Annotated in this window: 23 protein-coding genes and 2 tRNA genes; 18 read left to right on the top strand and 7 right to left on the bottom strand. The window is 70.3% G+C overall.

Annotation, left to right across the window (positions count from 1 at the left end):
• Positions 1 to 147 precede the first annotated feature (147 nt).
• Positions 148 to 591 carry a hypothetical protein gene (locus ACFPQ9_RS37250; protein WP_380863318.1) on the top strand — a complete coding sequence of 148 codons (444 nt, stop codon included), beginning with the start codon at positions 148 to 150 and terminating at the stop codon, positions 589 to 591.
• Positions 592 to 744: 153 nt separating this feature from the next.
• Positions 745 to 897 carry a hypothetical protein gene (locus ACFPQ9_RS37245; RefSeq protein ID WP_163017197.1) on the top strand — a complete coding sequence of 51 codons (153 nt, stop codon included), beginning with the start codon at positions 745 to 747 and terminating at the stop codon, positions 895 to 897.
• Between the two features lie 72 nt (positions 898 to 969).
• Here the strand turns inward: ACFPQ9_RS37245 and ACFPQ9_RS37240 are convergent, their stop codons facing one another.
• Together ACFPQ9_RS37240 and ACFPQ9_RS37235 are read right to left on the bottom strand one after the other, a co-directional pair.
• Positions 970 to 1,530, bottom strand: coding sequence for a CGNR zinc finger domain-containing protein (locus ACFPQ9_RS37240; protein WP_380863315.1), 561 nt, complete (start codon positions 1,528 to 1,530; stop codon positions 970 to 972).
• A gap of 315 nt (positions 1,531 to 1,845) precedes the next feature.
• On the bottom strand, positions 1,846 to 2,259 hold the full coding sequence (locus ACFPQ9_RS37235) for an SsgA family sporulation/cell division regulator (RefSeq protein WP_004002642.1): 414 nt from the start codon (positions 2,257 to 2,259) through the stop codon (positions 1,846 to 1,848).
• Positions 2,260 to 2,450: 191 nt separating this feature from the next.
• Here ACFPQ9_RS37235 and ACFPQ9_RS37230 point away from each other — a divergent pair, with 191 nt between their 5' ends.
• The 7 genes from ACFPQ9_RS37230 (at position 2,451) to ACFPQ9_RS37200 (ending at position 9,997) form a co-directional block, all read left to right on the top strand.
• Entirely contained in the window at positions 2,451 to 2,909 is a 459-nt protein-coding gene (locus tag ACFPQ9_RS37230; RefSeq protein ID WP_380863312.1) for a TIGR02611 family protein, read from the top strand.
• Positions 2,910 to 2,996: 87 nt separating this feature from the next.
• Positions 2,997 to 3,068: transfer RNA gene (locus ACFPQ9_RS37225), tRNA-Val, on the top strand.
• Positions 3,069 to 3,394: 326 nt separating this feature from the next.
• Positions 3,395 to 4,684 carry an ABC transporter substrate-binding protein gene (locus ACFPQ9_RS37220; RefSeq protein ID WP_380863310.1) on the top strand — a complete coding sequence of 430 codons (1,290 nt, stop codon included), beginning with the start codon at positions 3,395 to 3,397 and terminating at the stop codon, positions 4,682 to 4,684.
• Positions 4,684 to 5,682, top strand: coding sequence for a carbohydrate ABC transporter permease (locus tag ACFPQ9_RS37215; protein WP_380863308.1), 999 nt, complete (start codon positions 4,684 to 4,686; stop codon positions 5,680 to 5,682). The genes ACFPQ9_RS37220 and ACFPQ9_RS37215 overlap by 1 nt, the downstream gene beginning before the upstream one ends.
• Complete coding sequence (locus tag ACFPQ9_RS37210) at positions 5,682 to 6,563, top strand: carbohydrate ABC transporter permease (RefSeq protein ID WP_380863306.1); 882 nt, start codon at positions 5,682 to 5,684, stop codon at positions 6,561 to 6,563. Before ACFPQ9_RS37215 ends, ACFPQ9_RS37210 begins: the two co-directional genes overlap by 1 nt.
• Positions 6,564 to 6,573: 10 nt before the next feature.
• Positions 6,574 to 7,164 carry a hypothetical protein gene (locus ACFPQ9_RS37205; protein ID WP_380863304.1) on the top strand — a complete coding sequence of 197 codons (591 nt, stop codon included), beginning with the start codon at positions 6,574 to 6,576 and terminating at the stop codon, positions 7,162 to 7,164.
• A 97-nt stretch (positions 7,165 to 7,261) separates the two neighbouring features.
• Positions 7,262 to 9,997, top strand: a complete 2,736-nt coding sequence (locus ACFPQ9_RS37200; RefSeq protein WP_380863302.1) for an exo-rhamnogalacturonan lyase family protein — start codon at positions 7,262 to 7,264, stop codon at positions 9,995 to 9,997.
• A gap of 69 nt (positions 9,998 to 10,066) precedes the next feature.
• On the opposite strand, the gene ACFPQ9_RS37195 is transcribed toward ACFPQ9_RS37200, so the two are convergent.
• Positions 10,067 to 12,547 carry an SCO7613 C-terminal domain-containing membrane protein gene (locus tag ACFPQ9_RS37195; RefSeq protein WP_380863300.1) on the bottom strand — a complete coding sequence of 827 codons (2,481 nt, stop codon included), beginning with the start codon at positions 12,545 to 12,547 and terminating at the stop codon, positions 10,067 to 10,069.
• 100 nt (positions 12,548 to 12,647) lie between these two features.
• On the opposite strand from ACFPQ9_RS37195, the gene ACFPQ9_RS37190 reads away from it, so the two are divergent.
• Positions 12,648 to 13,106: an SRPBCC family protein gene (locus tag ACFPQ9_RS37190; protein ID WP_380863298.1), complete on the top strand. Its 459-nt coding sequence runs from the start codon at positions 12,648 to 12,650 to the stop codon at positions 13,104 to 13,106.
• Positions 13,107 to 13,145: 39 nt separating this feature from the next.
• A tRNA-Val gene (locus ACFPQ9_RS37185) sits at positions 13,146 to 13,217 on the top strand.
• Positions 13,218 to 13,356: 139 nt separating this feature from the next.
• Here the strand turns inward: ACFPQ9_RS37185 and ACFPQ9_RS37180 are convergent.
• Positions 13,357 to 14,082 (bottom strand): 3'-5' exonuclease, encoded by a 726-nt coding sequence (locus ACFPQ9_RS37180; RefSeq protein ID WP_380863296.1) that lies wholly within the window; start codon positions 14,080 to 14,082, stop codon positions 13,357 to 13,359.
• Positions 14,083 to 14,250: 168 nt separating this feature from the next.
• On the opposite strand from ACFPQ9_RS37180, the gene ACFPQ9_RS37175 reads away from it, so the two are divergent.
• The 3 genes from ACFPQ9_RS37175 to thrS all read left to right on the top strand — a co-directional run bounded on the left by ACFPQ9_RS37175 (position 14,251) and on the right by thrS (position 18,210).
• Complete coding sequence (locus ACFPQ9_RS37175; RefSeq protein WP_380863294.1) at positions 14,251 to 14,874, top strand: DUF4365 domain-containing protein; 624 nt, start codon at positions 14,251 to 14,253, stop codon at positions 14,872 to 14,874.
• On the top strand, positions 14,871 to 16,100 hold the full coding sequence (locus tag ACFPQ9_RS37170; RefSeq protein ID WP_380863292.1) for a hypothetical protein: 1,230 nt from the start codon (positions 14,871 to 14,873) through the stop codon (positions 16,098 to 16,100). The genes ACFPQ9_RS37175 and ACFPQ9_RS37170 overlap by 4 nt, the downstream gene beginning before the upstream one ends.
• Positions 16,101 to 16,233: 133 nt before the next feature.
• Complete coding sequence (gene thrS, locus ACFPQ9_RS37165; protein WP_380863290.1) at positions 16,234 to 18,210, top strand: threonine--tRNA ligase; 1,977 nt, start codon at positions 16,234 to 16,236, stop codon at positions 18,208 to 18,210.
• Positions 18,211 to 18,246: 36 nt separating this feature from the next.
• On the opposite strand, the gene ACFPQ9_RS37160 is transcribed toward thrS, so the two are convergent.
• The gene (locus ACFPQ9_RS37160) at positions 18,247 to 18,906 is read right to left on the bottom strand and encodes a potassium channel family protein (protein WP_380863288.1); all 660 of its coding nucleotides are present in this window, start codon (positions 18,904 to 18,906) and stop codon (positions 18,247 to 18,249) included.
• Between the two features lie 78 nt (positions 18,907 to 18,984).
• Between ACFPQ9_RS37160 and ACFPQ9_RS37155 the strand changes: the two genes are divergently transcribed.
• The gene (locus ACFPQ9_RS37155) at positions 18,985 to 19,533 is read left to right on the top strand and encodes an HIT family protein (protein ID WP_380863286.1); all 549 of its coding nucleotides are present in this window, start codon (positions 18,985 to 18,987) and stop codon (positions 19,531 to 19,533) included.
• Positions 19,534 to 19,671: 138 nt separating this feature from the next.
• Here the strand turns inward: ACFPQ9_RS37155 and ACFPQ9_RS37150 are convergent, their stop codons facing one another.
• Together ACFPQ9_RS37150 and ACFPQ9_RS37145 are read right to left on the bottom strand one after the other, a co-directional pair.
• Entirely contained in the window at positions 19,672 to 21,333 is a 1,662-nt protein-coding gene (locus tag ACFPQ9_RS37150; RefSeq protein ID WP_380863284.1) for a hypothetical protein, read from the bottom strand.
• A gap of 199 nt (positions 21,334 to 21,532) precedes the next feature.
• Positions 21,533 to 23,728 carry an elongation factor G-like protein EF-G2 gene (locus ACFPQ9_RS37145; RefSeq protein WP_380863282.1) on the bottom strand — a complete coding sequence of 732 codons (2,196 nt, stop codon included), beginning with the start codon at positions 23,726 to 23,728 and terminating at the stop codon, positions 21,533 to 21,535.
• Positions 23,729 to 24,006: 278 nt separating this feature from the next.
• Here ACFPQ9_RS37145 and pgsA point away from each other — a divergent pair, with 278 nt between their 5' ends.
• The 3 genes from pgsA to ACFPQ9_RS37130 are packed head-to-tail and all read left to right on the top strand — an operon-like array spanning position 24,007 to position 26,773.
• Entirely contained in the window at positions 24,007 to 24,696 is a 690-nt protein-coding gene (gene pgsA / locus ACFPQ9_RS37140) for a phosphatidylinositol phosphate synthase (protein ID WP_380863280.1), read from the top strand.
• Positions 24,693 to 25,601, top strand: coding sequence for a phosphatidylinositol mannoside acyltransferase (locus ACFPQ9_RS37135; RefSeq protein ID WP_380863278.1), 909 nt, complete (start codon positions 24,693 to 24,695; stop codon positions 25,599 to 25,601). Before pgsA ends, ACFPQ9_RS37135 begins: the two co-directional genes overlap by 4 nt.
• Entirely contained in the window at positions 25,598 to 26,773 is a 1,176-nt protein-coding gene (locus ACFPQ9_RS37130) for a glycosyltransferase family 4 protein (RefSeq protein ID WP_380863276.1), read from the top strand. Before ACFPQ9_RS37135 ends, ACFPQ9_RS37130 begins: the two co-directional genes overlap by 4 nt.
• The last annotated feature ends 8 nt before the right edge of the window (positions 26,774 to 26,781 follow it).

Here is a 26,781-nt window from a genome sequence, read left to right as displayed (position 1 = left end):
GGTGCCGTGAGGTGACCGGCACCTGCGGAGGAGAGGACCCGGAGATGTCCCTGATGTCGGGCCGAGGCATGGCCGGGCGGGGGCGGAACGGTGCAGGATGGAAGGGACGAAGTGCCCTGTCCCGACCCAGCGTGCCTGGAGGCCCGGATGATTGCCGAGACCGTCTGTTCAGCCGTCGCCGCGGCCGGCCTGGGCATCGCGGCGGTCACGGCGTACCGCAAGCGTTTCCTCGCGGCCACGCGCATCGCCGCGTACTCACTGGTGCCCCTCGGCCTGGTGATGACCGGAGTCGTCGAGTGGCTGGCGGACACCGCGTTCAGTCCGACGGCCTGGGCGGGCTTCGGGGTCCTAGGGGTGTCCTGGCTGCTGTTCGCGACCACCCGGGCGGTGGAGCGCCGCCGCGGCGGCACCCGCAAGGAGCGCAAGGAGGCCCGCGCCGCCGCGCAGCGCGACGCGGTGGCTCCCACGGCCTCGGCGCCGTCGCTGGGCCCCGGCTCCCGTCCGTCCACCCGGCCAGCGACCGCGCCCAAGGCGGAGAGCGGGGACGACTTCAGCGACATCGAGGCCATCCTCAAGAAGCACGGCATATGACCCCTGCACAAGGGCTGAAACGACACAGTGGGTCGTGCCGCGGCCGTAAGTGATCAAGACTCGAAGCGGACATCGCGGAATCCAGCGAACTCCCGCTCATTCCGGGCGTGTTGATCGCGCGGTGACGTGGTCTTACGTCATCATCGCGGCGAGATGCTGGACACGACACAGAGCGAGGCCACACCGTCTCAGGACGAGCCTCGCGGGTGCCTCTTCGCCCTTTCCCAGCCACCGCTGATGATCTTCCTTGCGGTGATCGGGTGTCTGCTGCTCATGGCTGCGCTGCACGATCTGCTGCTGCTCTGAGCCGTACCCGCGGCCCCCGGCGCCACCCGCCGGGGTCCGCGTCGACACACATCTCGTGCCGGGCGGGCCCGATCAGCCGGCGGCTTCCTTGCGGCGCGCTCGGTAGGCGGCCACATGCAGACGGTTTCCGCAGGTCCGGCTGTCGCAGTAGCGTCGCGACCGGTTGCGGGAGAGATCCACGAAGGCGTGCCGGCAGTCGGGCGCCTCGCAGCGCCGCAGCCGCTCCTCCTCGCCGGCGACCACGAAGAACGCCAGCGCCATGCCGCAGTCCGCCGCGAGATGGTCGGCCACGGAGGCGCCGGGGGCGAAGTAGTGCACATGCCAGTCGTAGCCGTCGTGGTCGGTGAGCCGCGGGGTGGTGCCCGCGGCGGCGACCAGCTCGTTGATCAGGCCCGCGGCGATCCGGGCGTCCGGGGCCGCGAAGATCGCGGCGAACCGCCCGCGGACCTTCCGCACCGCCGACAGATCGAACTCCGAAAGGACTCCGACGTCACTGATTTCGTGCTTTCGTACGAAATCTCCTAGGGCGGCGACATCCGGCAGTCCGTCCGACGTCTCGTCGTCCTCCGGCACGGTGTTCACCAGGTCCACCACGGCATCGAGCGCACACCGGGTGTCATGGGTGATCAGCACGTTTCGCTCCCTGGCCTGGTGGTCGGGCGGGGTGCCCGCCGATGCTGGCCGATGGTAGTGGCTCTTCGAGCCCCTACCCGGGCCGCGCCCGTGCGCGGCTCCGATTACAACGCCGCAGCGGCGCCAACGGTTCCCGCGCGGGCGGCTCAGTCGCCCCTCGTGCGCCTCTCGCGCCTCGCGGGCCCCCTGGCCCACACGCACACCAACGCCGCCCCCGCGGTGCGGAGACGGCGCTGCTGCGTGCCGTATGCGGTTGTCTTGGCCCGAGCCGTCACCCCGAGTCGACGGCGCCGGGCGGCTTGTGGGGACCTCGCCCTAACTTTCCGCCAGGATGTGGGACAACTCCTGATCGAGGTCGAAATGCCGATGCTCCGTGCCGGGAGGCACGGCGGCATCCGTCCGCTTCAGGAACGACTCCAGAGCCCGCGCAGGCGCCTCCAGCAGCGCCTCGCCCTCCGGAGAGCTCAGGGCGATGCAGACGACGCCCTGACCATGACTGCGCGACGGCCAGACGCGGACGTCGCCGGTGCCGGTGGGCCGATGCAGCCCCTCCGCGAGGAGGTCACGGGCGAACACCCACTCGACGGTCTCTTCTGCTCCGGTGTGGAAGGTGGCGTGCACGGCGTAGGGGTCGGCCGTGTCGTACCGCAGGCCTGCGGGGACAGGCAGGGAGGACTCGCTCGACACAACGAGGCGCAGGTGCAGCTCGCAGCTGACCGTGGTGTTCATAAGCGCCAGGGCCTTTCGCTCAGTGTGCGCTCGGGGATTCGCACGTCGGCGAAATCGACATGCCACCTACGGTGCCGTTGTAAACCCCTCTGAGTGTTTTGCGTGTCTTTACGTAACTCTTCCGGCCGAGAACCTGTTCGCGAGGTACGCCCATTCCGGTGACTCGTTTCGGTCCGGTAGGGTTTGGCCGTATGAATACGGGGAGTAACGAGCCGGGCGATGTTGCCATGGCTGCAGACGAGACCGAAGTGGACGGAGTGAAGGACGACAGCGAGCAGGGCCTGGGCTCGAGAGCGCCGGAGTTCATCAAGGCGCGCCGTGTGCTGCACCTGAGCTGGCAGGTGGGCGTCTTCATCATCGGTCTCGCGATAGTGGGCGCCGGCATCGTGATGCTGCCGCTGCCGGGCCCCGGGTGGGTCGTGATCTTCGGTGGCATGGCGGTCTGGGCGACCGAGTTCGTCTGGGCCCAGCTCGTGCTGCGCTGGACCAAGCGCAAGGTCACCGAGGCGGCGCAGAAGGCGCTCGACCCCAAGGTCCGCCGTCGCAACATCATCCTGACGACGATCGGACTCGTGATCATCGGCGTGCTGGTCGGGATCTACCTCTGGAAGTTCGGCATCGTGATGCCGTGGAAGATCAAGGACCAGTGATCCACCAGGGGGTGCGGACGTCGGCCCGTGCGCCTTCGCGCTGGTCACCCGCACCCCCTGACATGGGGTAATGTTCTTCCTGCGTCCGGGCGATTAGCTCAGTGGGAGAGCGCTTCGTTCACACCGAAGAGGTCACTGGTTCGAACCCAGTATCGCCCACCCGGATCCGGCGGCCCGTCTGCGAGAGTGCAGGCGGGCTGTCGGCGTTTCCGTATCCGTTCCGCATCGAGCGCCTCGATCGCGTCCTCGCGAGCGGGGTCCCGTGAGTGCCCTCCCGGCGTGACCGCACGCCCCCCCCACCTGCGACATCACCCCGCCGCCCCGGTCAACGCGATCTCACGCGCCGTCAACCGGCCGCGCAGGCCCGCAAGAAAATCCTGTCCGAATCATTGACGCACCCCCAGGCCCTCCGTAACTTGTGCCAGCAAGCGCTTACTTGAAACGATTCATGCAGGCGGCAACGACGCTGCGGGGAGGGCCCGACTGTGGGAACCAACAGGAATGTCGACCGGCGCACGATCCTGAAGGCGGCCGGTGCCACGGCCGCCACGATCGGGCTCGCCTCGACCACGGCGTGCGGGGGCGACGGGGGTGCCTCCGCCGACGGGACGGTGACGATCCGTTACGCGTGGTGGGGTGCCGAGGACCGCGCCGAACGGATCAACAAGACCATCGCGCTCTTCGAGAAGAAGTACCCCAAGATCAAGGTCAAGACGGACTTTCAGCCGTACACCGACTTCTGGAAGAAGTTCAACACCCAGGCCTCCGGGGGGAATCCGCCGGACGTGTTCCAGAATGCGATTGGATTCCTGCGCAAATACGACGCGAAGAATGTGCTGCTCGATCTGAGCGAGCAGGTCGAGGCCGGCAACCTCTCCATGGACGGCTTCCGCGCGGGCCTGGACAAGTTCGGTGAGATCGACGGAAAGCTCCTCGGTGTCCCGGTCGGCTCCAACTCCATGGCCCTGGTCATCGACAAGCCCGTCTACACCAAGGCGGGCGTGAAGCCGGAACAGGGCTGGACCTGGGACGACTTCGACGCGGCGATGAAGAAGATCCGCGACAGGACCGGACGCGCGGGCGACAGCGGCATGTACGGCGTCATGTATCTCTACGACCTCTACCTCCGCCAGAACGGCAAGGCGTTCTTCACCGAGGACGGACTCGGCTTCACCGAGGCGGATCTGACGGACTGGTGGACCAAGGCCGAGAAGGGCGTCGAGGAGGGCGTCTACGCCGACGCCAAGAAGGTCGCCCAGATCAAACCCAAGTCGGCGGTCTCCGCCGAGCTCGCCGGAGGCGAGTTCACCTGGGACAACTTCACCGTCCGCTATACCTCCGAGGGCAAGAGCGAATACGGCCTCGCGCCCATCCCGACGACGGACGGCAAGAAGACCGGCCAGTACCTCGGCTCCCTGATGCTCAGCGCCTCCAAGCGCACCGAGCACCCCAAGGAGGTCGCCCAGTTCATCGACTTCATGGTGCACGAGCCCGAGGTCGCCAAGATCATGGGCTACGACCGGGGTGTGCCCGCGACCCAGGCCCAGTTCGACGCGTTCCAGCCGACGGACGAGGTCAACAAGGGGATCGCCGCCTACGAGACCTCCCTCGTCGAGGCGGGCGTCCTGGAGCCGATCACCCCGCACCCGAACGGCGCGGACATCTGTGAGGCGGCCTTCCTGCGCATCGCCGAGGAACTCGCGCTCGGCAAGCGCTCGGTCGACGAGGCCGTCAAGCAGTTCTTCACCGAGTCGAAGACGGCTCTCGTCGTCTGATGGGGATGACCGTGACACACGCCCCTGCCACGGAGGACCTGACCAAGGTCTCCGAGCCGCGGCACGGACCGGTGAAGCCCGAGCGACCCGCCGCCCTCAAGCGGCGCGTCCGCCGGGAGAACCTGGCCGGCTATCTCTTCATGTCCCCCTGGATCGCCGGGTTCCTGCTGCTCACCGCGGGCCCGATGATCGCCTCGCTCTACTTCGCCTTCACCGACTACAACCTCTTCGACGCGCCCCGGTGGATCGGCCTGGACAACTTCTCCGAGATGTTCGGCGATCCCCGCTGGCGCCACTCGGTGCAGGTCACGCTCTGGTACGTCGTCGTCGGCACGCCCCTGAAGCTGCTCGCGGCACTCGGCGTGGCCCTGCTGCTCGCCCAGAAGCGGCGAGGCCAGGCCTTCTACCGGGCCGCCTTCTACGCCCCGTCACTGATCGGCGCGAGCGTCTCCGTGGCCATCGTATGGAAGGCGATCTTCTCGGACGACGCGATCGTCGACCGTACGCAGAAGATCTTCGGGATCGACGTCGGCGGCTGGACGGGTGACCCGGACCTGATCATCTACAGCCTGGTGGCGCTCACCGTCTGGCAGTTCGGCGCCCCGATGGTCATCTTCCTCGCCGGCCTCAAGCAGGTCCCGCGCGAGCTGTACGAGGCGGCCGAGGTCGACGGGGCGGGCCGGTTCCGCCGGTTCTGGAACATCACGCTGCCGATGATCTCCCCCGTCCTCTTCTTCAACGTCCTGCTGGAGACCATCCACTCCTTCCAGATCTTCAGCTCGGCGTACATCGTCGGCGGCGGCGCCGGAGGCAACGCCTGCGGTCCGGCCGACGGCTCGATGGTCTATACCTGCTACCTCTACGTCCAGGGCTTCGAGAACAGCCGTATGGGCCTGGCCTCCGCCATGGCCTGGATGCTGCTCGTCGCGGTCGCCCTGGTCACGGCGGTGCTGTTCTGGTCCCAGAAGCGCTGGGTGCACTACGAGGAGGGCGCCTGATGAGCACCCACAATCCGTCGACCGCTCGGGCGGCCGGGGCGCTGCGCCGCAGGCTGCCGGGGTCCGCCGCCTGGCACATCGGATCCCTGCTGATCCTCGCGGTGATCCTCTACCCGGTGATCTGGGTCATCGGCGGTTCCTTCAAGAACAGCGAGGACATCGTCGGCAGCCTGGACCTCCTCCCGGGCGACCCGACCTTCTCCAACTACACGAGCCTCGCCGACGGCATCGCCGACATCTCCATCTCCACCTTCTTCTTCAACTCGCTGTTCCTCGCCGTGGGCTCGGTGATCGGGATCGTGGTGTCCTGCTCGCTGACGGCCTACGCCTTCGCCAGGATCAGGTTCGCGGGCCGGAATCTGCTGTTCACGCTGATGATCGGCACGCTCCTGCTGCCGTACCACGTGCTGCTGATCCCGCAGTACGTGCTGTTCCGCAACATGGAGATGATCAACACCTACACCCCGCTGCTGCTGGGGAAGTACCTCGCCACTGAGGCGTTCTTCGTCTTCCTGATGGTGCAGTTCATGCGGAATCTGCCGAGGGAGCTCGACGAGGCGGCCCGCCTCGACGGCTGCGGGCACTTGAGGATCTACTGGTCGATCATGCTGCCGCTGTGCCGGCCGGCTCTCATCACCAGCGCGATCTTCACCTTCATCAACGCCTGGAACGACTTCATGGGCCCGCTGATCTACCTCAACGAGCCCGACAAGTACACCGTCTCCCTCGGTCTGAAGATGTTCGTCGACCAGGAGGGGCTGGCGAACTACGGCGGCATGATCGCCATGTCGCTGGTGGCCCTGCTGCCGGTCCTCGCCTTCTTCCTGGCCTTCCAGCGGTATCTGATCGACGGTATGGCGACGTCCGGACTGAAGGGCTGAGGCGGTCACGATGACAGGGACACGGGTGAAGGCGCGTGGGGATTCGGTCTTCGCGGAACGGTTCGCCGTGTTCGCCGAGTGCCTGCTCACTGGTGTGTGGATCACGGTGGCCTCCCTCGGCCTGGTCACCTTTCCCGCCGCTCTTGCCGCGGGCGCGCGGCATCTGCACCGCCGGATCGCCCACGAGAGCGAGGGCCTGCGGGAGTTCGTGGCCGACTTCCGGGTGGCCGTGCGCGGCGGATGGGTCGTCGGGCTCGCCGGTTGGGCCGCGGTCGCCGCCGTCCGGGTTGACGTCCAGGCCGCGCGGGCCGGGATTCCCGGAGGGCCGCTCGTCGGGGCGATCGGGCTGTTCGCGCTGATCGGTGCCGTCGTGGCCCTGCTGCGGGCGGTGGCCCTGTGGACGCCGGAGGCCGGCTGGTGGGCGCTGCTCACGGGCGGCGGGCGCCGGACCGTGCTCGACCCCGCCGGGTCCTTTCTGATCATCGGAGGGCTGGCCGTGGTGGCCGCCTCCGCCTGGTTCGCCGCGCCGCTGGCGGTCCCCGTGCTCGGGGCCGTCGTGGCGGCGGCCGTCGCCGTGGAGGAGCGGTACCGGCACCGCTGACGCGCGGTGCCCCCCTGCAAGGCCGGCGCCCCGCGCGCCGCACCTCTCTCTGTCATGCCCCTGACCACCCCCTGCACGCGCACGGAAAGGAAAGGCCATGTCCCCCATCCCCCGCAGGTCCCTCCTCAAGGCGGCCGCGGTCGCCGGAGCCGCCGCACAGTTCAGCTGGGCGCTCGGCGCGAACGACGCGCAGGCCGCGCCAGCAGCCGAGGCCGCCGACGCGGAGCCCGTGACCCTGGACTGGCTGGAGGACGGCGGCCTCGGCGCCGCACCCGGCTCCACCGTCGGCGTCCCCTGGCCGAGGGGCGCCTACCAGGAGGACCAAACGTTCGCGCTGACGGACGCCGACGGCAAGGCTGTCCCCGTGCAGTCCTGGCCGATCGCCCACTGGCCCGACGGCTCCCTCAAGTGGACGGCGCACGCGGTCGGTTCGGGCGAGGGCAAGCTCACCCTCACCGCGGGTGAGCCCGCGGCCCCCGCCAAGAAGGTCACCGTCGACAAGAGCGGCGGCACCATCGACGTATCGACCGGCGTCATCACCGTGAGGATCGGCAAGTCGGGCGCGACCCTCGTCAAGTCGGTCACCCGAGGCTCCACGGAGATCGCCAGGAACGGCCGGCTCGTGCTGATCCGGCAGCCCGAGATCGAGGACGAGGACCAGGGCGCGGTCCGCACGGAGCGCTTCGAAGGCGCGATCGCCGAGGTCACCGTCGAGCAGGAGGGACCCGTCCGCGCGGTCGTCCGCATCGACGGCAAGCACCGCAAGGGCAGCCGCAGCTGGCTCCCCTTCTCCATCCGGCTCTACTTCTACGCGGGCGCCGACTCCTTCCGCATGGTGCACACCATCACCTTCGACGGCACGCAGGAGCCGGGCAGGGCGAGCGGCGACTTCATCCGCGGCATCGGCGTGCGCTTCACGGTGCCGATGCGGGACCAGTCCTACGACCGCCACATCCGCATCAGCGGAGAGGGCACCGGCATGCTGCGCGAGGCCGTCAAGGGCATCACCGGACTGCGCCGCGACCCCGGGGCCGCCGTACAGGCGGCACAGTTCGCGGGGGAGAGGCTGCCCGACCCCGCCACCTGGGACCAGCGCGTCACCACCCGCCTGCAGTACATCCCCGAGTGGGGCGACTACACCCTCTCCCAGCTCTCCGCCGACGGCTTCACCCTGCGCAAGCGCACCAAGAAGGGCTACGGCTGGATCGGCGCCGGCGGCGGCCGGCGGGCCTCCGGGTTCGCCTACGTCGGCGGCGTCAGCGGCGGACTCTCGCTCGGACTGCGGGACTTCTGGGAGAAGTACCCCGCCCAGCTCGACATCCGCGACGCCCACACCGACGCGGCCGAGGTCACCATGTGGCTCTGGTCGCCCGAGGCCCAGCCCATGGACCTGCGCTTCTACCACGACGGCATGGGCCAGGACACCTACCCCGAGCAGCTCGAAGGGCTCAACATCACCTACGAGGACTACGAGCCGGAGTTCGGGACGCCGTACGGCATCGCCCGTACGTCCGAGCTGCTGTTCTGGGCCAACGCCTCGACGCCCGCGCCGGAGACCCTGGCCCGCCAGATCGACGCCGTACGGGTGTTGCCGCAGCTGGCCGCGCCGCCCGAGCAGCTCATCAAGGCCAAGGTCTTCGGGCCGGGGCTCTACTCCGAGCCGGACCGCTCCACACCCGCCAAGGCGAAGATCGAGGACCACCTCGACTTCCTCTTCACCTACTACAAGGACCAGGTGGAGCAACGCCGTTGGTACGGCTTCTGGGACTACGGCGACATCATGCACACCTACGACACCGTCAGACACCAGTGGCGGTACGACATCGGCGGCTACGCCTGGGACAACTCCGAGCTCTCGCCCGACCTCTGGCTCTGGTTCGCGTATCTGCGCTCCGGCCGCGCGGACATCTTCCGCTTCGCCGAGGCGATGACCCGGCACACCGGCGAGGTCGACGTCTACCACCTCGGCGAGTGGGCCGGCCTCGGCACCCGGCACGGAGTCCAGCACTACGCCGACAGTGCCAAGCAGCAGCGCATCGCCAACACGACGTACCGCCGCTACTACTACTTCCTCACCGCGGACGAGCGGGTCGGCGACCTCATGCACGCCAATGTCGACTCCGACGAGACCTTCCTCGTCCTCGACCCGATCCGCAAGATCCGCACCGAGCCGTACACGCCCGACCGGCACGCGCTGTCGATCGGCTTCGGCACGGACTGGAGCGGGCTCGTCTCGGCGTGGCTCACGGAGTGGGAGCGCAAGGGGCCCAAGTGGGAGAAGGCACGTGCGCGCGTGCTGTCCACGATGGAGACCATCGCCGCGCAGCCGAACGGGTTCGTGCAGGGCAGTGGGCTGTACGACCTCGACACGGGCAGGTTCGCGATCGCCGCGGAGCCGGTGGTCGGAGTCTCGCACCTGTCCGCCGTCTTCGGGCTCAACGAACTGTGCGCCGAACTCATCGACCTCGTCGACATGCCGAAGTTCAACGAGGCGTACTTCGACTACTGCCGGTACTTCAATGCCACGAAGGCTGAGCAAGCGGCTCGGTACGGCTCCAACTTCGGGTCTCTGCTGCTCTTCCAGGGGCATTCGCGGCTGGATGCGTATGCCGCAGTGCAGACCGGGGACGAAGCCCTTGCCGAGCGGGCCTGGGAGAAGTTCTACAACTCCGACGGGTACAAGGAGGCTGCGCCCTGGAAGACGGAGGAGTTGAGCGGGCCGGTGACCCTGGTGGCGGGTAGTGAGGCGAGTTGGGTGTCCACGAATGACACGGCGTTGTACGGGCTCGCTGCCATTGAGAATCTGGCGTTGCTCGGGGACAGGATGCCGTAACAGGTTGTGGGGAACTGCGGGTCCGTTGTGGCTGGTCGCGCAGTTCCCCGCGCCCCTGTCAGAGGCGTTTCAGTGCATGTTCGCCAGGAAATCCCGCATCCTTCGGGCGTTCCTGAGGCGTTGCTCGTACGTTGCCCCGATGGCCAGCAGGAGAAGGCCGGCCAGGGCCGGCGGTACCCAGCGGGGGAGGGCGTCGGTCACCTGGGCGATGTACGGGGCGAGTTCGTGCAGGGCGTCCAGGGCCAGTACCGCGCCGCCCAGCAGGAGCGGTGCCTGGAGGTGGTGGCGGGCGCCCAGGAGGGTGACCGTCAGGGCCGCCAGGCCCAGGAGCAGGGGGCGGGTCCACTGCGGGTCGCCCCAGGCCGCGAGGAGGCTCGGCACGAGCGTGGCTGCGAGCCCGGGGCCGTAGGCCGTCCAGGACGAGGTCTGCGGATCGCGCCGCCTGCGCAGGGCGCCGACCAGCAGGGCCGGGACGGTGACCGGCAGCGTGTACGCCTCGGGCGTCGCGACGTCCCAGGCCGCCAGGCGCACCCACGTGGCCAGCACGAACAGCGCGGCTGAGGCGTAGGCCACGGACCGGCGTTCCGGGCGTATCGCCGTACCGGCGGTGACCACACCGCACAGCGCCAGCACCAGGGCCAGCATCGGCAGGTCGGCCGGGGCCGCGGCCAGCGCGACGGCGAGCAGCGCGACGAGTGCGCCCGTCACCTCGACCGGGACCGTCGCCCGCGCCGCACCGAGCCGCGCCGCGAGCAGGGCCGCGGCCGCCGGGACCGCCAGGACCAGCAGGGCGATGTACTGCGGCTGCCAGCCGGCCGCGGCACCCGCCGCACAGGCCAGCCCGGCGGCGTACGCGAGCCCGGCGGGGGCCGTGACCGGAGCGAGGTGCGCCTTCCAGGAGGCCGCCGCGAAGAGCGCCGTCAGCGCGGCGAGCACGGTGAGGGTGGCGGCCTCGCTGGTCAGGGCGAGGAAGGCGAGGGGGAGGGAGGTGAGGAGAGCGAGGACCGTGGCGGTCGTCCGCGGAGTGGGCACGCCGAGGGCAGTGGCCGTGGTCGCCGCGGGCTCTTCCGCGGAGGCGGAGGCCGCGGGTTCCTCCGTGGACGCCGCCGACATCTCCTCCTCCGGCTGCTCGGACGGCCGTATCCACGCGGCCGCTGCGAGCGCGCCGGCCGTCGTGACCGTGAGGGCCACCAGGCCCACGGCGTAAGGGACTTCGAGCACCGCCGGAAGCACCAGTGCCGTCGCCCACGCCAGAACCAGCACACCGGTCAGGGCCCGGGTCCGCCACGCGGCGTCGCGCGCCGCGAGGAGCAGTACGGCCGCGACCATTGCCAGGACGACCGGTACTGTCTCCGTGTCCGGCGGCCACGGAGCGTCGACCGCCATGGCCTGCCGGACATCACCGGGCGCCCCGGACCACACCTGCTCCACCCAGGCCACCGGACCCACCAGCGCGATCGCCACCGGCGGCAGCGTCCACAACAGGGCGAGTCCCTGTACGGCGGCGGAGGCCCGGGTGAGCCCGTCGCGCAGCGCCTGCGGCAGCCGGTCCGCCCGCACCGCCGCCAACAGGGCGATCCCGCACACCAGATACGCCGGAACCGTCCACGCCTCCGGCAGCAGTGGGCGGGCCGTGCCGCCGAACGCGGCGACCGTGAGGAGACCGGCGCCGACGGAGAGGCCGAGCGCCTGCTTCGCGGCGACCTCCCGCAGCGCCGCCGTGACCGCGATGCCCGCGGCCAAGAGGAGGAGCGCCGCCGCACGGGCGGCGGCGCTCGGGCCGGTGGCCGTCCAGGACAGCCAGCCGGCGGCCCACACGCCCCACGCGCCCATGCCGTAGGCACCGATCACCGCGGTGATCCGTACGGCCCCGGCGGGCACCCGGAGCGCCACACCCGCGTCGAACCCGGCCGTCACCAGCACGGCGGAGGTGACCCAGAACGGGCTCGCGTCCGCCGCCACCGCCCAGAGAACGAGCGGGAGTTGGGCGGCCGACAGTGCGGCGGGCAGGGGCAGACGCAGCTCGGAGGTGCGCGGCGCCAGGCCGTACGCCGTCCACAGCGCAGCAAGCACCGCCGAAGCGGCCGCGAGGTAGCCCGTGGGGTCCACGCCGGCCAACCCGACCTCGTGCAGCGCGTAGGCGTCCAGCACCGTCAGCGCGAGCCCCAGGCCCGCCACCGACTCGGCGGTCGAGCGCAGCCCGTGCTTCAGCAGCGGCACCGGCGCGGCGAGCACCGCCACGGTGACCCCGCCGAGCACCAGGGCCCGCCCGGCGATCCCCATGTGGCCCCAGCTGACCAGCGTGAACGCCATCGCGGCGATGGTGAGCAGGACACCGCCCAGCACCAGCAGGACGTTCTGGACCCGGGGCCCCGAGGCCTCGGGACGGGGCGGTCCGGCCGTGGTGGGTGCGGAGCGGGGAGCCGCCGTTTGCAGTGCGGTGACCAGCCAGGCTCGGCGGTGCAGCAACTGGGCCCGGCGGGCGTCCAGTTGGCGCAGTTCGAGGTCGAGGAGCCGCAACTCCTCGGCCGGGGACGGAAAGTGCGTCATGGCAGGAGTGTGGTCCGCGTCACCCCGTAGGGCATGAGTGCGCGTACTCAGAACGTACTCAGATACGGCGGGAACCCGCCGGCGGGGGCAGACTCGGCCCATGGACTGGAGCCACTACCGCTTCCTCAGCCTGTGGGCCCTGCCCGCGCCGCCCGCCGCCGTCTACGACGCCCTCGAGCGGGCCGAGGACTACCCCCGCTGGTGGCCCCAGGTGCGTGAGGTGACCCGGACCGACGACACCAGCGGTGTGATCACGATCCGCTCCGTCCTGCCGTACGCCATGACCTTCAGCGTGCGCGAGGTGCTCCGGGACCGTGCCGCCGGAGTGCTGGAGATCGCCATGAGCGGGGACATCGACGGCTGGGCGCGCTGGACCGTCACCCCGCGCGGCGGCGGCAGCCTGGCTCGCTACGAGCAGGTCGTCGACGTGAACAAGCCGCTGCTGCGGCGGCTCGCGGTACCCGGGCGGCCCGTCTTCCGTGCCAACCACTGGCTGATGATGCGGGCCGGTCGGCGCGGACTGACGGCCTACCTTGCCGGTGGTCATCAAGCGGTTTGAAGGAAACGCGCCGGGACCTGTATTGTTCAGTGCGTTCCCGGGCGATTAGCTCAGTGGGAGAGCGCTTCGTTCACACCGAAGAGGTCACTGGTTCGAACCCAGTATCGCCCACGTTCGCGAGAGCGACGTGTGTCCGCAAACAACGCGGACCACGTCGCTCTCTTTGTGTTTTGAGCGGCTTCGCCGCGCGGAGTGGGGGCTCCGCCACCCACACCCCCGACCGGCGTTGCCGTCGGCCGGGCCGCGAGGCCTATGCCGCCGCCGGCAGGTCCGGGCGCAGTGGCCACGCCGGGTCCACCGCCTCCTCGCTGCCGCTGCGGGCGAACCACGCCTGCAGGCCACGTGCCTGTGCCGCGTGCCACACCGCCTGGAGCGTGTGCAGTTCCGCGGGGGACAGGCGCTCCAGCCGGGCCGCGAAACGCCGCCCCACGGCCCGTACCACCTCCAGCGACGCCAGTGCGTCGGCCGCCGCCTCGTGCGCGCCGTCCAGCGTGACGCCGTAGTGCGCGCACAGGTCCGTCAGGGTGCGACGGCCCTTGCGGTAGCGGTCCAGGTGTTTGTCGAGGACACGCGGGTCCAGCACCAGCATCGGCGCCGTCTCGAACCAGTGGTCCAGGGACGACGCGCGATGGCGGCGCAACTCGCGGTCCAGCAGCGTCAGATCGAACGGTGCGTTCATCACCACGATCGGCCGGTTCACCGCGGCCTGCGCCGCCAGTTCCTCGGCTATCTCCTGCATCACCGGCGCCGGCCAGCGGCCGTTGCGCTGAAGATGCTCATCCGTCAGTCCGTGTACCGCCGTCGCCGCCTCCGGCACCGGCACACCCGGGTTCACCAGCCACCGGGCCACCCGAGGCCGGGCGCCCGGGGCGTCCTGGACGACGACGGCCGCCGAGACGATCCGGTCGGTCTCGACGTCCACGCCTGTTGTCTCCGTGTCGAATGCCGCCAGCGGGCCCTCATACCAGCACGCCATACCTACACAACCCCTCGTTCACCCACGGCAGCTGACGTACCGTCTTCTGCCCGTTTGGTGATACCCGGGCCGTTTGCGGCGTACGCCGGGAGGACACAACAGGAGTGCGGGTCTTTGCAGTTCAGCGGCCCGGTACGGGGATTCACCTGGCGTGGAAGGCTGTTGGTCATGGCGATAGCGCAGCCCGAGCGGGGCGGGCTGCTGCCCGAACGCACGGGCCCCCATCGCGGTTCACTCGCCACTACCGCCTGTATGGAGACACTGCAGGTGGGCTATCTGCACGCCGTCGCCGCGGCGTCGGGATGCTCGCTGTCCCAGCCCTTTCCGGACAACGGCATCGACTGGCACGTCAGCCACAGCGCACCCGGCCACACGGTCGACGACGAGGTCACCATCAAGGTGCAGCTCAAGGCCACCTACCAGCTCGCGCCGAACCCGCCCGCCCGTCTCCCACCGCCACCCTCAACGGAGGGGGCTGCGCCCCCGCCCCTCCAGATCCGCCGGTTCTTCTCCTTCACGCTCGACAACGACCATCTGGCGAAGCTCGCCCGTACCCCGGTCTCGGTGCACAAGATCCTGGTCGTGATGATCGTCCCGCGGTCGCAGGAACAGTGGCTGCGCGCCGGCCACGACCGGCTCGACCTGCGGCACTGCTGCTACTGGGTCAACCTGGCCGGACACCCGATCACCGGGCGGCGCCGCACCACCGTGCGGATACCGACCTCACGCATCTTCGACGACCGGGCGCTCTGCGAGATCATGACGCGGGTCGGGACGGGAGGCAAACCATGACGCATCGCCCCCTGGAGGAGCCGGTACGACCAGTGCGGCCGCACCCGGCCGACGCGTCCTGGGAGCGTCCCCCCGAGCCCGGGGAGGTCGACCCGGCGGTCCTCAGTGCCCTGCTGCACCGGCACGGCTGGCAGCGGCGCGGGGGAGCGGCGGGACGCTACGGCCGCTGGACCCCGCCCGGCCCCGGCGGCAACGGCACCAGCCTGCTGGTGCCCGAGTCCCGCGCCTTCCCCGACAGCGACGACCTGCTCGGCGAGGCGCTCATCGCCCTGTCCCGCAGCGGTATGCCCTCCGCGCGCGAGGTGCTGGTCGGGCTGGCCGTGCCCAGCGACGAGGTCCGCTGGTGGCGGGACGCGCCGAGCGGGCCCGCGGGGGCCGCGCCCTGGACGGTGGAGGAGGAACTGCGCACCGCCGCACGGCAGTTGCTCCTCGCCGCCGCGCTCGCCACACGTGCGCGTGCCGGCTACTACGGCGCCCGGCACCGCCGCTCGGCCGCCGCGATGCTGGAGAGCGTCCTCGTCGGCTCCGGCGCTGGCGGTCACCACCTCGCCGCCTTCGTGCCGGTCGGCGCCGCGCGCCCGCTCGCCGTCCGCCTCCACCAGGCCCTGTACGCCGCCCGCGAGGCCATCGACTACCAGCGGGCCACCGGCGGCATGGACGCCTTCGACGGGGCCGTCGAGGCGGGCGTCAGCCGAGAGCTCACCGAAGCGCTGGTGGTGCTGGTGCGCGGCACCGAGGGCGCCCGCATCGCCGTCGACTGGTCGCCCGCGGCCGGGGTGCCCGCGGACTGCGCGGCCGGCGTCGAGCCCGTCGAGTTCTCGCCGGGCGACCTGCCCGTGCTGCGCGAGGCCGGGGCCCGCTATCTGCGCGAGGAGCCGTCGGTACCGGTCAGGATCACGGGCGCCGTCGTCCGTATGCGCAGATCGGGGCCGCGCGGGGAGGGCACCGTACGGCTGCGCGTCATCGCGGGCGCCGAGGTGCCGCACGTCCGGCTGACCCTCGACGAGGAGGCGTACCGCATAGCGGGCCACGCCCACCTCGTCGGTCTCCCCGTCCGCGTGCACGGCCGCCTGGAGAGCCGCGGCGGCTTCCGCAAGATCACCGACGCCTCCGGTGTCGTACCGGTCCAGGTGGACGAGGCCGAGCGGGACCGCCTGATGAAGTCGCTCCAGGAGGACCTGGACTTCTTCGAGGAGGCGTGCGGCGGGGAGGACGCGGGGGACTGAAGGGGCTGGGGGACCGGGGAGCCGTGGGGCCGGAGGTGACCGTTTCGCGGTCGGCCGTCCGAGGTCGGTACGATCGCGTAATGCGCGCGCTCCTGGTATGGCGCCGCACCCCACCTTCAGTCAGGAGAGACCGGTGTCAGACGTCCGTGTGATCATCCAACGCGATTCCGAGCGGGAAGAGCGCGTGGTGACAACGGGGACTACGGCCGCCGACCTCTTCGCCGGCGAGCGCTCGATCATCGCCGCGCGCGTGGGCGGCGAGCTGAAGGACCTGTCGTACGTGCTCGCCGACGGCGAGGAGGTCGAGGGTGTCGAGATCTCCTCCGAGGACGGTCTGAACATCCTGCGCCACTCCACCGCGCACGTCATGGCGCAGGCCGTGCAGGAGCTGTTCCCCGAGGCCAAGCTGGGCATCGGCCCGCCGGTCAAGGACGGCTTCTACTACGACTTCGACGTCGAGAAGCCATTCACGCCCGAGGATCTCAAGGCCATCGAGAAGAAGATGCAGGAGATCCAGAAGCGGGGGCAGAAGTTCGCCCGCCGCGTCGTCACCGACGAGGCCGCCCGCGAGGAGCTCGCCGCCGAGCCCTACAAGCTGGAACTGATCGGCCTCAAGGGCTCCGCCTCCTCCGACGACGGCGCGGACGTCGAGGTCGGCGCCGGTGAGCTGACGATCTACGACAACCTCGACGCCAAGACCGGCGACCTGTGCTGGAAGGACCTCTGCCGCGGTCCCCATCTGCCGTCGACCCGGAACATCCCGGCGTTCAAGCTGATGCGCAACGCCGCCGCCTACTGGCGTGGCAGCGAGAAGAACCCGATGCTCCAGCGCATCTACGGCACCGCCTGGCCGTCCAAGGACGAGCTGAAGGGGTACCTCGACTTCCTCGCCGAGGCCGAGAAGCGAGACCACCGCAAGCTGGGCAACGAACTCGACCTGTTCTCGATCCCGGAGCAGATCGGCTCCGGCCTCGCCGTCTTCCACCCCAAGGGCGGCATCATCCGCCGGGTCATGGAGGACTACTCGCGCCGCCGGCACGAGGAGGAGGGCTACGAGTTCGTCTACACCCCGCACGCGACGAAGGGGAAGCTCTTCGAGACGTCCGGGCATCTGGACTGGTACGCCGAGGGCATGTACCCGCCCATGCAGCTCGACGAGGGCGTGGACTACTACCTCAAGCCCATGAACTGCCCGATGCACAACCTGATCTTCGACGCGCGCGGCCGCTCCTACCGTGAACTGCCGCTGCGCCTCTTCGAGTTCGGCACCGTGTACCGGTACGAGAAGTCGGGCGTCGTGCACGGCCTCACCCGCGCGCGTGGCTTCACCCAGGACGACGCGCACATCTACTGCACCCGTGAGCAGATGTCGGAGGAGCTCGACAAGACGCTCACCTTCGTCCTCGGCCTGCTGCGCGACTACGGTCTGACCGACTTCTACCTGGAGCTGTCCACCAAGGATCCGGAGAAGTTCGTCGGCTCCGACGAGGTCTGGGAGGAGGCGACCGAGACGCTGCGCCAGGTCGCCGAGAAGCAGGGGCTGCCGCTCGTGCCCGACCCGGGCGGCGCCGCCTTCTACGGGCCGAAGATCTCCGTCCAGACCAAGGACGCCATCGGCCGCACCTGGCAGATGTCGACCATCCAGCTCGACTTCAACCTGCCGGAGCGCTTCGACCTGGAGTACACCTCCGCGGACGGCTCCAAGCAGCGCCCGGTCATGATCCACCGCGCGCTGTTCGGCTCCATCGAACGGTTCTTCGCGGTGCTCCTGGAGCACTACGCGGGCGCCTTCCCGGCGTGGCTGGCCCCGGTCCAGGCCATCGGCATCCCGATCGGCGACGGGCACGTGGACTACCTGGAGAAGTTCGCCGCGGCCGCCAAGAAGAAGGGCCTGCGCGTCGAGGTCGACTCCTCCTCGGACCGTATGCAGAAGAAGATCCGCAACGCCCAGAAGCAGAAGGTGCCGTTCATGGTCATCGCGGGCGACGAGGACATGGCCAACAACGCCGTCTCCTTCCGCTACCGCGACGGCTCGCAGGAGAACGGCATCCCCTTCGACGACGCCATCGCGAAGATCGCGCAGGTCGTCGAGGAGCGGGCGCAGGTCTGATCCGGCCGAACACGATCAGGAAGCCCCCGGGAGCGCTCAGCTCTCCGGGGGCTTCTTGTCGCTCTCGCGGGAGAAGATCTGCAGCAGCCAGGAGGAGAACGATCCCGTCACCGCACCGAGCAGGGCCAGCCCGCCGGCCATCATCACCATCGCGATCGTCCGGCCGCCGGTGGTCACCGGGGTGATGTCGCCGTAGCCGACCGTGCTGATGGTCTCGGCGGCCCACCACACCGCGTCCCCGAACGTGCGCATGGTGGCACCGGGCGCGCCGCGTTCCTGCTGATAGACCGCGAGGGCACCGGCGAAACCGAGGAGCAGGGTCGACAGGCTCGCGTAGGCGATCACGCGCGCGTGCAGCGCGAGCCGGGGTTCCCCCTGCCGGTGCTGGATGGCGTCGTAGAGCGGAACGATCCGCAGCGGCCGCAGCAGCGGCAGGAGCACCACGACCGTGTGCAGGAAGTGCGTCCTGGCGAAGTGCAGGAAACGCCCGCCGACCAGTCGCCAGCGCACCACGTAGTCCACGGCGAACAGCAGCCAGAGCGCGACCATCGTGTACAGGCACACGTCCTTCCAGAAGGACGGCATGCTCACGGCAAGGACGCGAGCGGCATAGGCGGCCAGGAACAGCAGCGACGCCAGGAACAGCGAGATCTCGGTGCGCTGCTCCCAGCGGGCGTAAGGGCTGTCGTCGTCCACCGGCTCAGCTTGGCCGGTGCCGGCCCTCCCGTCGCCCCGGCGACACGCCGTGAATGGTCGAAGCCATATGCTTCACGCATGACGAGTGAGCCGGAGCAGCAGTGGGGAGTGGGGATCCAGGACGCGTTCCAGCGCCTGTGGACGCCCCATCGGATGGCCTACATCCAGGGTGAGAACAAGCCGACCGGTCCCGGTGCCGAAGACGGCTGCCCCTTCTGCTCCATCCCGGCCAAGTCCGACGAGGACGGCCTGGTCGTCCGGCGCGGGGAGCAGGTGTACGCGGTCCTCAACCTGTACCCCTACAACGGCGGCCATCTGATGGTCGTGCCCTACCGTCACGTCGCCGACTACACCGACCTCACCGAGCCGGAGACGATCGAGCTCGCCGCGCTGACCAAGCAGGCGATGACGGCCCTGCGCACCGCCTCGGGCGCCCACGGCTTCAACATCGGCATGAACCAGGGCACGGTCGCCGGCGCCGGCATCGCGGCCCATCTGCACCAGCACATCGTCCCGCGCTGGGGCGGCGACACCAACTTCATGCCGGTCGTGGGCCACACACGGGTGCTGCCCCAGCTCCTGGCGGACACGAGGAAGATGCTGGCGGAGGTCTGGCCGACGGCCTGATCTCTCGGCCGACGGTTGCCTCCATCAGCCCGTCCGGCGTCTGAGGACGAGGCCGTCCAGGCCGAAGGTGGGTCTGGGGGCGCAGCCCCCAGGGGCGTGCGCCCGGACCCATCTCGAAGCGGCTCAACCGCCGGAGGCCTACGCGTCGTACACGTCGGCCTTCCGGGGCGACGGATCCTGCACGGCCGTGCTCAGGAACGACGACCGCGCACCGAACTTCTCGGTGTCCACGCCGTTCTCGGCCAGCACCTTGATCGCCGCGGCGTGCACCACGCGCAGCACCGGAGTGGCCGCGCGCAGCGCGTCGTCCGCCATGAACCGGTGCCGCCACGGCTGGTCCGCCCATGCGTGCCGGACCCCGAACGGCTCGGGCAGCCCGATCGTCCCGCCGAGCCAGTTCAGCAGCGGCGGATACCAGGAGATCGGGGCCCGCACCGCCAGCCGTACCACCTCGTCGGTGTTGACCAGCGGCAGCTTCACCTTGCGGGTCTCCCACGGCTTGAGCGACTTGGCGACCTCCTTGGTCGGCGCCTCGGGCTTCTCCTGGAACAGCCCGTTCACCGGACCGAGGGCGTGCCCGGTCACCTCGATGCGCAGAGTCTCGTGCAGCACGGTCACCGTGATCAGCATCGTGATGATCAACTGGCCGTCCCACAGCGTCCACTGGACGCCCAGATAGTGCCGGTCGCCGCTGCCGAACTGCTGCTTGTTGCAGATGTCCTGTATGGCATGCGACTTGACCTGGTACGCCTCGACGTCCGTGCCCTCCGGCCGGGACACAGCCTTCGCGCCCTCGGCGATCGGCGTGACGACCCAGTGCCGTATCGAAGGCTTCGGGAAACCACCGGTGTTCAGCGGGCCGCGCTCCAGCATCCGCAGCTGGTCGTGGACCGCGCGGATCACGTCCCAGCTGCGGAAGGGGTGGATCTCACGGGTGGAGTCGGCGGCCACCAGGTCCTCGGCCAGCTGCCAGCTGCCCCAGCGCGTGCCCATGCCCAGTATCCCCTTGGGCCCGGCGTAGAACACGGAGTTGGACTGCTGCTCGGCGCTGAGCTTGGCGAGGGACTGGCGCAGCTGCTCGGCCTGGGTCTCGGTGGGGCTGGTCGGCACCGCCTCCGGCACCTTCGCGCCGACGCTGCTGCCGGCCAGCAGGCTGTCCCACCGCTCCCGCAAGTCCCGCGCGGTGCGCTCGCAGACCAGCTTCGCCCAGAACCAGCCGACGACCGGCATCAGGACGCAGGCTCGCGCGTACCAGGCCCAGAAGCCGGTGAACGGCATCCGCAGCAGGAAGATCACGGCGAACACGCCCGCCGCGGCCAGGAGCACGGAGCCGAGCGCGCCGCCCCGCTTCTCGTCCCGCTTGACGATGGTGGTGCGCAGCGTGAAGACCAGCAGCCACAGCAGGAGCCCGGGCAGAAACAGCACACCGCACAGGACCATGATGGCGCTCAGCATCCGGTCGCGGGTCTTGCGGATGTTGTTGGCGGCCAGCGCGTGCTCGACCACGACCTGCGGCTCGGTGCCGAAGGACTGGATCAGGGGCTTGCGGCCGGGGCCGATCATGCGGTCCACCACGGCCCGCGAGTAGGCCTCACCCAGGTTGGGCCGGAAGATCTTCGCCCACTTGCGACCGGCCTTGACGTCGGTCTGGTGCCATTCGTTGTCGGCCTTCTTGATGTCCTCGTACGGGTTGTCCCGATAGGCCGCCGAGGCCAGCGCGAACGTCGCCGTCTGACCCTCGCCGGCCGTGCGAGGCACCTGCGGACCGAAGATGTCCGCGTAACCGCTCTCAACGGTCATTCCCGCCCCCAGTCGCCGCACTGTCGCTTCTGCGGCCTTCCCGACTTCCGTACCGCGCACACCTGTTGATCAATGATCAGAGTATCCCCCGCCACCGACAATCGTCGGCGGACGGCCGAAGCCGCCCGCCGACGCGGAGGGGAGAACTGGGGTGCGCCCGGCGCGGAGAGGAGAACTCCGCCGCGCCCGGCGCCAACTGCTAGGCGTCGCGCGCCTCTTCACGGATCCTTTCGGCGATCTGCTGCGGCATCGGTTCGTGCCGTGCGTAAGAACGGCTGAAGCGCGCGGTGCCGTGCGACAGCGACCGCAGGTCGACGGAGTACCGGCCGATCTCGATCTCGGGCACCTCGGCCTTGATGAGCGTGCGGTTGCCGCTGGTCTGCTCGGTGCCGAGGACACGGCCGCGGCGCCCGGACAGGTCGCTCATCACCGCGCCGACGTAGTCGTCCCCGACCAGCACGGACACCTCGGCCACCGGCTCCAGCAGATGGATCTTCGCGTCCCCCGCCGCCTCCCGCAGCGCCAGCGCGCCCGCCGTCTGGAACGCGGCGTCGGAGGAGTCCACCGAGTGCGCCTTGCCGTCCAGCAGCGTGACCCGGATGTCGACGAGCGGATGGCCCGCCGCGACGCCCCTGGCCGCCTGGGCCCGGATGCCCTTCTCCACCGACGGGATGAACTGCCGGGGCACCGCGCCGCCGACCACCTTGTCCACGAACTCGATGCCCGAGCCGCCCGGCAGCGGCTCCACCTCGATCTCGCAGATGGCGTACTGCCCGTGGCCGCCGGACTGCTTCACATGCCGGCCGCGGCCCGCCGACCGGTCGGCGAACGTCTCGCGCAGGGAGACCTTGTGCGGTACGAGGTCGACCTGCACGCCGTAGCGGCTGCGCAGCCGTTCCAGGGCGACGTCCGCGTGCGCCTCGCCCAGGCACCACAGCACCACCTGGTGGGTGGACTGGTTCTGCTCGAGGCGCATGGTCGGGTCCTCGGCGACCAGCCGCGACAGGCCCTGCGACAGCTTGTCCTCGTCGGCCTTGCTGTGCGCCTGGATGGCCAGCGGCAGCAGCGGATCCGGCATCTGCCAGGCCTCCATCAGCAGCGGGTCGTCCTTGGCCGACAGGGTGTCGCCGGTCTCCGCGCGGCTCAGCTTCGCCACACACGCCAGGTCCCCGGCGATGCAGTGGCTGAGCTGGCGCTGCTGCTTGCCGAACGGGGCGGACAGGGCGCCGATCCGCTCGTCGACGTCGTGGTCCTCGTGCCCGCGGTCCTCCAGGCCGTGCCCGGAGACGTGCACCGTCTCGTCGGGGCGCAGCGTGCCGGAGAAGACGCGGACCAGCGAGACCCGGCCGACGTACGGGTCGGACGCGGTCTTCACGACCTCCGCGACCAGCGGGCCGTCCGGATCGCAGAGCTTCAGCTCGCGCGGCTTGCCGTCCACCGTGGTCACCCGGGGCGCCTCGCGCTCCAGCGGCGTCGGGAAGCCCCGTGTGAGCAGCTCCAGCACCTCGACCGTGCCGAGGCCCTGGCGGGCGCCGTCGGCGGCGGGCGCGGCGGCCAGGACGGGGAAGAACGTGCCGCGCGCGACGGCCCGCTCCAGGTCCTCGATGAGCGTCTTGACGTCGACCTGCTCGCCGCCGAGATAGCGGTCCATGAGGGTCTCGTCCTCGCTCTCGGCGATGATCCCCTCGATCAGCCGGTTGCGGGCCTCGTCGATCTCCGGAAGCTGGTCCTCGCCCGGCTCGGACTCCTTGCGCTCCCCGGTGGAGTACTCGAACAGCTTCTGCGACAGCAGCCCGATCAGACCGGTCACGGGCGCGTGCCCGTCGGGACCCTGCGGGCCGTGCAGCGGCAGATACAGCGGGAGCACCGCGTCGGGGTCGTCGCCGCCGAAGGCCTCCGCGCAGATCCGCGTCATTTCCTCGTAGTCGGCCCGCGCGGCCTCCAGATGCGTGACGACGATCGCGCGCGGCATGCCGACGGCCGCGCACTCCTCCCACACCATGCGGGTCGAGCCGTCCACGCCGTCCGAGGCGGAGACGACGAAAAGGGCCGCGTCCGCGGCTCGCAGACCGGCCCTGAGCTCCCCGACGAAATCGGCGTATCCGGGGGTGTCCAGAAGGTTGACCTTGATGCCGTCCCATTCGACCGGCACCAGGGAGAGCTGTACCGAGCGTTGCTGCCGGTGCTCGATCTCGTCGTAGTCCGAGACCGTGCCGCCGTCCTCCACGCGGCCCGCCCGGTTCACCGCCCCCGCCGTCAGCGCGAGGGCTTCCACCAATGTGGTCTTGCCCGATCCGGAGTGGCCGACCAGCACCACATTCCGTACGGACGCGGGTTGGTCGGCCGCTGTAGCCCTGCCGGCGGCCCCAGGGTGTGCGTTCGCCTTGTCGCCCATGATCCTGCCTCCCGTGCACGGTGAGGTCACTGTGGGCGCGGACATCAGCATCCGCGTGCGGTGGCGGCTTCGATGACGCCCGCGGTCCTTCGAGCTTTCCACTCCCGTCACGGTGCGTCCATACGGCGGACGGGATCCTGCCATCCGGGACCGGTGGACCGGTGCCGCTCGCGGCCGGTACGAGTGCCCGGCGCTCGCACGCACGCACGCGTGGCTACGATGGGCCAGCCGGTGGCCAGCAGGGGCCGTCCGGCGTCACACCGACCCTCGGGAAGGCCATGCTGAACAAGTACGCGCGTGCTTTCTTCACGCGTGTTCTCACGCCGTTCGCCTCGTTTCTGATCAGAAGGGGCGTCAGCCCCGACACCGTCACTCTGCTCGGAACCGCCGGTGTCGTCGTGGGCGCGCTGGTCTTCTACCCCATGGGCGAGTTCTTCTGGGGCACGGTCGTGATCACGCTGTTCGTGTTCTCGGACCTCGTCGACGGCAACATGGCCCGCCAGCTCGGCCGCTCCAGCCGCTGGGGCGCCTTCCTGGACTCCACCCTCGACCGCGTCGCCGACGGCGCGATCTTCGGCGGCTTCGCCCTCTGGTACGCCGGTGGCGGCGACGACCTCGTGCTGTGCGCCGTCTCGATCTTCTGTCTGGCCAGCGGTCAGGTGGTGTCGTACACCAAGGCGCGCGGCGAGTCGATCGGGCTGCCGGTCGCGGTCAACGGCCTGGTCGAGCGCGCCGAGCGGCTGGTGATCTCGCTGGTCGCGGCCGGTTTCGCGGGCCTGCACAAGTTCGGCGTGCCCGGCATCCAGTACCTGCTGCCCGTCGCCCTGTGGATCGTCGCGGTCGGTAGCCTGGTGACGCTGATCCAGCGCGTCGTCACGGTCCGCCGCGAGTCCGCCGAGGCGGAGTCCGCCGAGGCCGCGCCGGAGAAGCCGCAGAACGCCTCTCACGGGAGCGAGGCCGCCAAGTGAGTGCCCAGGAGCGGCTCACCGACGCGCTGTACGGACTGGGCTGGGGCACCGTCAAGAAGCTCCCCGAGCCGGTCGCCGTACGGCTCGGCCGCGCCATCGCCGACCTCGCCTGGAAGCAGCGCGGCAAGGGCGTCCAGCGCCTGGAGAGCAACTACGCGCGCGTGGTGCCCGACGCGAGCCCGCAGCGGCTGGCGGAGCTGTCGCGCGCGGGCATGCGCTCGTACCTGCGCTACTGGATGGAGTCCTTCCGGCTGCCCGCCTGGAGCCCGGAGCGCATAAAGAACGGCTTCGACCCCAAGGACGTCCACTACCTGACCGACGGCCTGGCCTCCGACCAGGGCGTCATCCTCGCCCTGCCGCACCTGGGCAACTGGGATCTCGCGGGCGCCTGGGTCACCACCAAGCTTCAGACTCCGTTCACGACGGTCGCCGAGCGCCTCAAGCCGGAGACCCTCTACGACCGCTTCGTCGCCTACCGCGAGGGCCTCGGCATGGAGGTCCTGCCGCACAGCGGCGGCACCGCCTTCGGCACGCTGGCCCGCAGGCTGCGCGATGGCGGCCTGGTCTGCCTGGTCTCCGATCGCGACCTGTCCGCCTCCGGCGTCGAGGTGGACTTCTTCGGCGCCACGGCCCGTATGCCCGCGGGTCCCGCACTGCTCGCCCAGCAGACGGGAGCCCTGCTGCTCCCGGTGACGCTCTGGTACGACGAATCGCCCGTCATGCAGGGCCGGGTGCATCCCCCGATCGAGGTACCCGAGTCAGGTACCCGGGCCGAGAAGACGTCTGTCATGACACAGGCGCTGGCCGATGCCTTCGCCTCGGGGATCGCGGAACATCCGGAGGACTGGCACATGCTCCAGCGCTTGTGGCTCGCTGATCTGGACCCCTCGAAGGGACCCTCGTGAGGATCGGCATCGTCTGCCCCTACTCCTGGGACGTCCCCGGTGGCGTCCAGTTCCACATCCGCGACCTCGCCGAGTACTTCATCCGGCTCGGCCACGAGGTCTCCGTGCTGGCCCCCGCCGACGACGACACCCCGCTGCCGCCCTACGTCGTCTCCGCGGGCCGCGCCGTCCCGGTGCCGTACAACGGCTCGGTCGCGCGCCTGAACTTCGGGTTCCTCTCGGCGGCCCGGGTGCGCCGCTGGCTGCACGACGGCCGGTTCGACGTCATCCACATCCACGAGCCGACGTCACCGTCGCTGGGCCTGCTGACCTGCTGGGCGGCGCAGGGCCCGATCGTGGCGACCTTCCACACCTCCAACCCGCGCTCCCGGGCCATGATCGCCGCGTACGCCATCCTCCAGGCTGCCCTGGAGAAGATCAGCGCCCGGATCGCGGTGAGCGAGTACGCCCGCCGCACCCTGGTGGAACACCTCGGCGGCGACGCGGTCGTCATCCCCAACGGCGTCGACGTCGACTTCTTCGCCAAGGCCGAGCCCAACCCCGAGTGGCAGGGCGACACGATCGGCTTCATCGGCCGTATCGACGAGCCGCGCAAGGGCCTGCCGGTCCTGATGCGGGCGCTGCCGAAGATCCTCGCCGCCCGCCCGCAGACCCGGCTCCTCGTGGCCGGCCGGGGCGACGAGAAGGAGGCGGTGGAGTCCCTGCCCGCCGAGCTGCGCTCCCGCGTCGAGTTCCTCGGCATGGTCAGCGACGAGGACAAGGCCCGCTTCCTGCGCAGCGTCGACCTGTACGTCGCTCCCAACACCGGCGGCGAGAGCTTCGGGATCATCCTGGTCGAGGCGTTGTCGGCGGGCGCCCCGGTCCTCGCCTCCGACCTCGACGCCTTCGCCCAGGTCCTCGACCAGGGCGCGGCCGGCGAACTCTTCGCCAACGAGGACGCGGACGCCCTCGCCGAGGCCGCCGTACGCCTCCTCGAGGACCCGGCCCGCCGGGCCGAGCTCCAGGAGCGGGGCAGCGCACACGTCCGCCGCTTCGACTGGTCGACCGTCGGCGCGGACATCCTGTCCGTGTACGAGACGGTGACCGCGGGCGCGGCGGCGGTGGCGGCGGACGACCGGCCCTCAGGCGGCGGAAGCGGTCTGCGGGCCCGGCTGGGACTGGCGCGGGACTGACCGCGCCC

The organism is Streptomyces coerulescens, assembly GCF_042657965.1.
GTDB lineage: Bacteria > Actinomycetota > Actinomycetes > Streptomycetales > Streptomycetaceae > Streptomyces > Streptomyces coerulescens.
The sequence above is the reverse complement of the archived record's forward strand: the minus strand, read 5'-3'. Positions and strand labels throughout refer to the sequence as shown.

Coding starts and splice junctions, on each gene's coding strand:
- ACFPQ9_RS37210 (WP_380863306.1), top strand. CDS start 5,682: ATGAGCACCCACAATCCGTCGACCGCTCGGGCGGCCGGGGCGCTGCGC.
- ACFPQ9_RS37190 (WP_380863298.1), top strand. CDS start 12,648: ATGGACTGGAGCCACTACCGCTTCCTCAGCCTGTGGGCCCTGCCCGCG.
- ACFPQ9_RS37150 (WP_380863284.1), bottom strand. CDS start 21,333: ATGACCGTTGAGAGCGGTTACGCGGACATCTTCGGTCCGCAGGTGCCT.
- ACFPQ9_RS37230 (WP_380863312.1), top strand. CDS start 2,451: ATGAATACGGGGAGTAACGAGCCGGGCGATGTTGCCATGGCTGCAGAC.
- ACFPQ9_RS37175 (WP_380863294.1), top strand. CDS start 14,251: ATGGCGATAGCGCAGCCCGAGCGGGGCGGGCTGCTGCCCGAACGCACG.
- ACFPQ9_RS37195 (WP_380863300.1), bottom strand. CDS start 12,547: ATGACGCACTTTCCGTCCCCGGCCGAGGAGTTGCGGCTCCTCGACCTC.
- ACFPQ9_RS37245 (WP_163017197.1), top strand. CDS start 745: ATGCTGGACACGACACAGAGCGAGGCCACACCGTCTCAGGACGAGCCT.
- ACFPQ9_RS37205 (WP_380863304.1), top strand. CDS start 6,574: ATGACAGGGACACGGGTGAAGGCGCGTGGGGATTCGGTCTTCGCGGAA.
- ACFPQ9_RS37200 (WP_380863302.1), top strand. CDS start 7,262: ATGTCCCCCATCCCCCGCAGGTCCCTCCTCAAGGCGGCCGCGGTCGCC.
- ACFPQ9_RS37180 (WP_380863296.1), bottom strand. CDS start 14,082: ATGGCGTGCTGGTATGAGGGCCCGCTGGCGGCATTCGACACGGAGACA.
- pgsA (WP_380863280.1), top strand. CDS start 24,007: ATGCTGAACAAGTACGCGCGTGCTTTCTTCACGCGTGTTCTCACGCCG.
- ACFPQ9_RS37170 (WP_380863292.1), top strand. CDS start 14,871: ATGACGCATCGCCCCCTGGAGGAGCCGGTACGACCAGTGCGGCCGCAC.
- ACFPQ9_RS37250 (WP_380863318.1), top strand. CDS start 148: ATGATTGCCGAGACCGTCTGTTCAGCCGTCGCCGCGGCCGGCCTGGGC.
- ACFPQ9_RS37155 (WP_380863286.1), top strand. CDS start 18,985: ATGACGAGTGAGCCGGAGCAGCAGTGGGGAGTGGGGATCCAGGACGCG.
- ACFPQ9_RS37235 (WP_004002642.1), bottom strand. CDS start 2,259: ATGAACACCACGGTCAGCTGCGAGCTGCACCTGCGCCTCGTTGTGTCG.
- ACFPQ9_RS37215 (WP_380863308.1), top strand. CDS start 4,684: ATGGGGATGACCGTGACACACGCCCCTGCCACGGAGGACCTGACCAAG.
- ACFPQ9_RS37145 (WP_380863282.1), bottom strand. CDS start 23,728: ATGGGCGACAAGGCGAACGCACACCCTGGGGCCGCCGGCAGGGCTACA.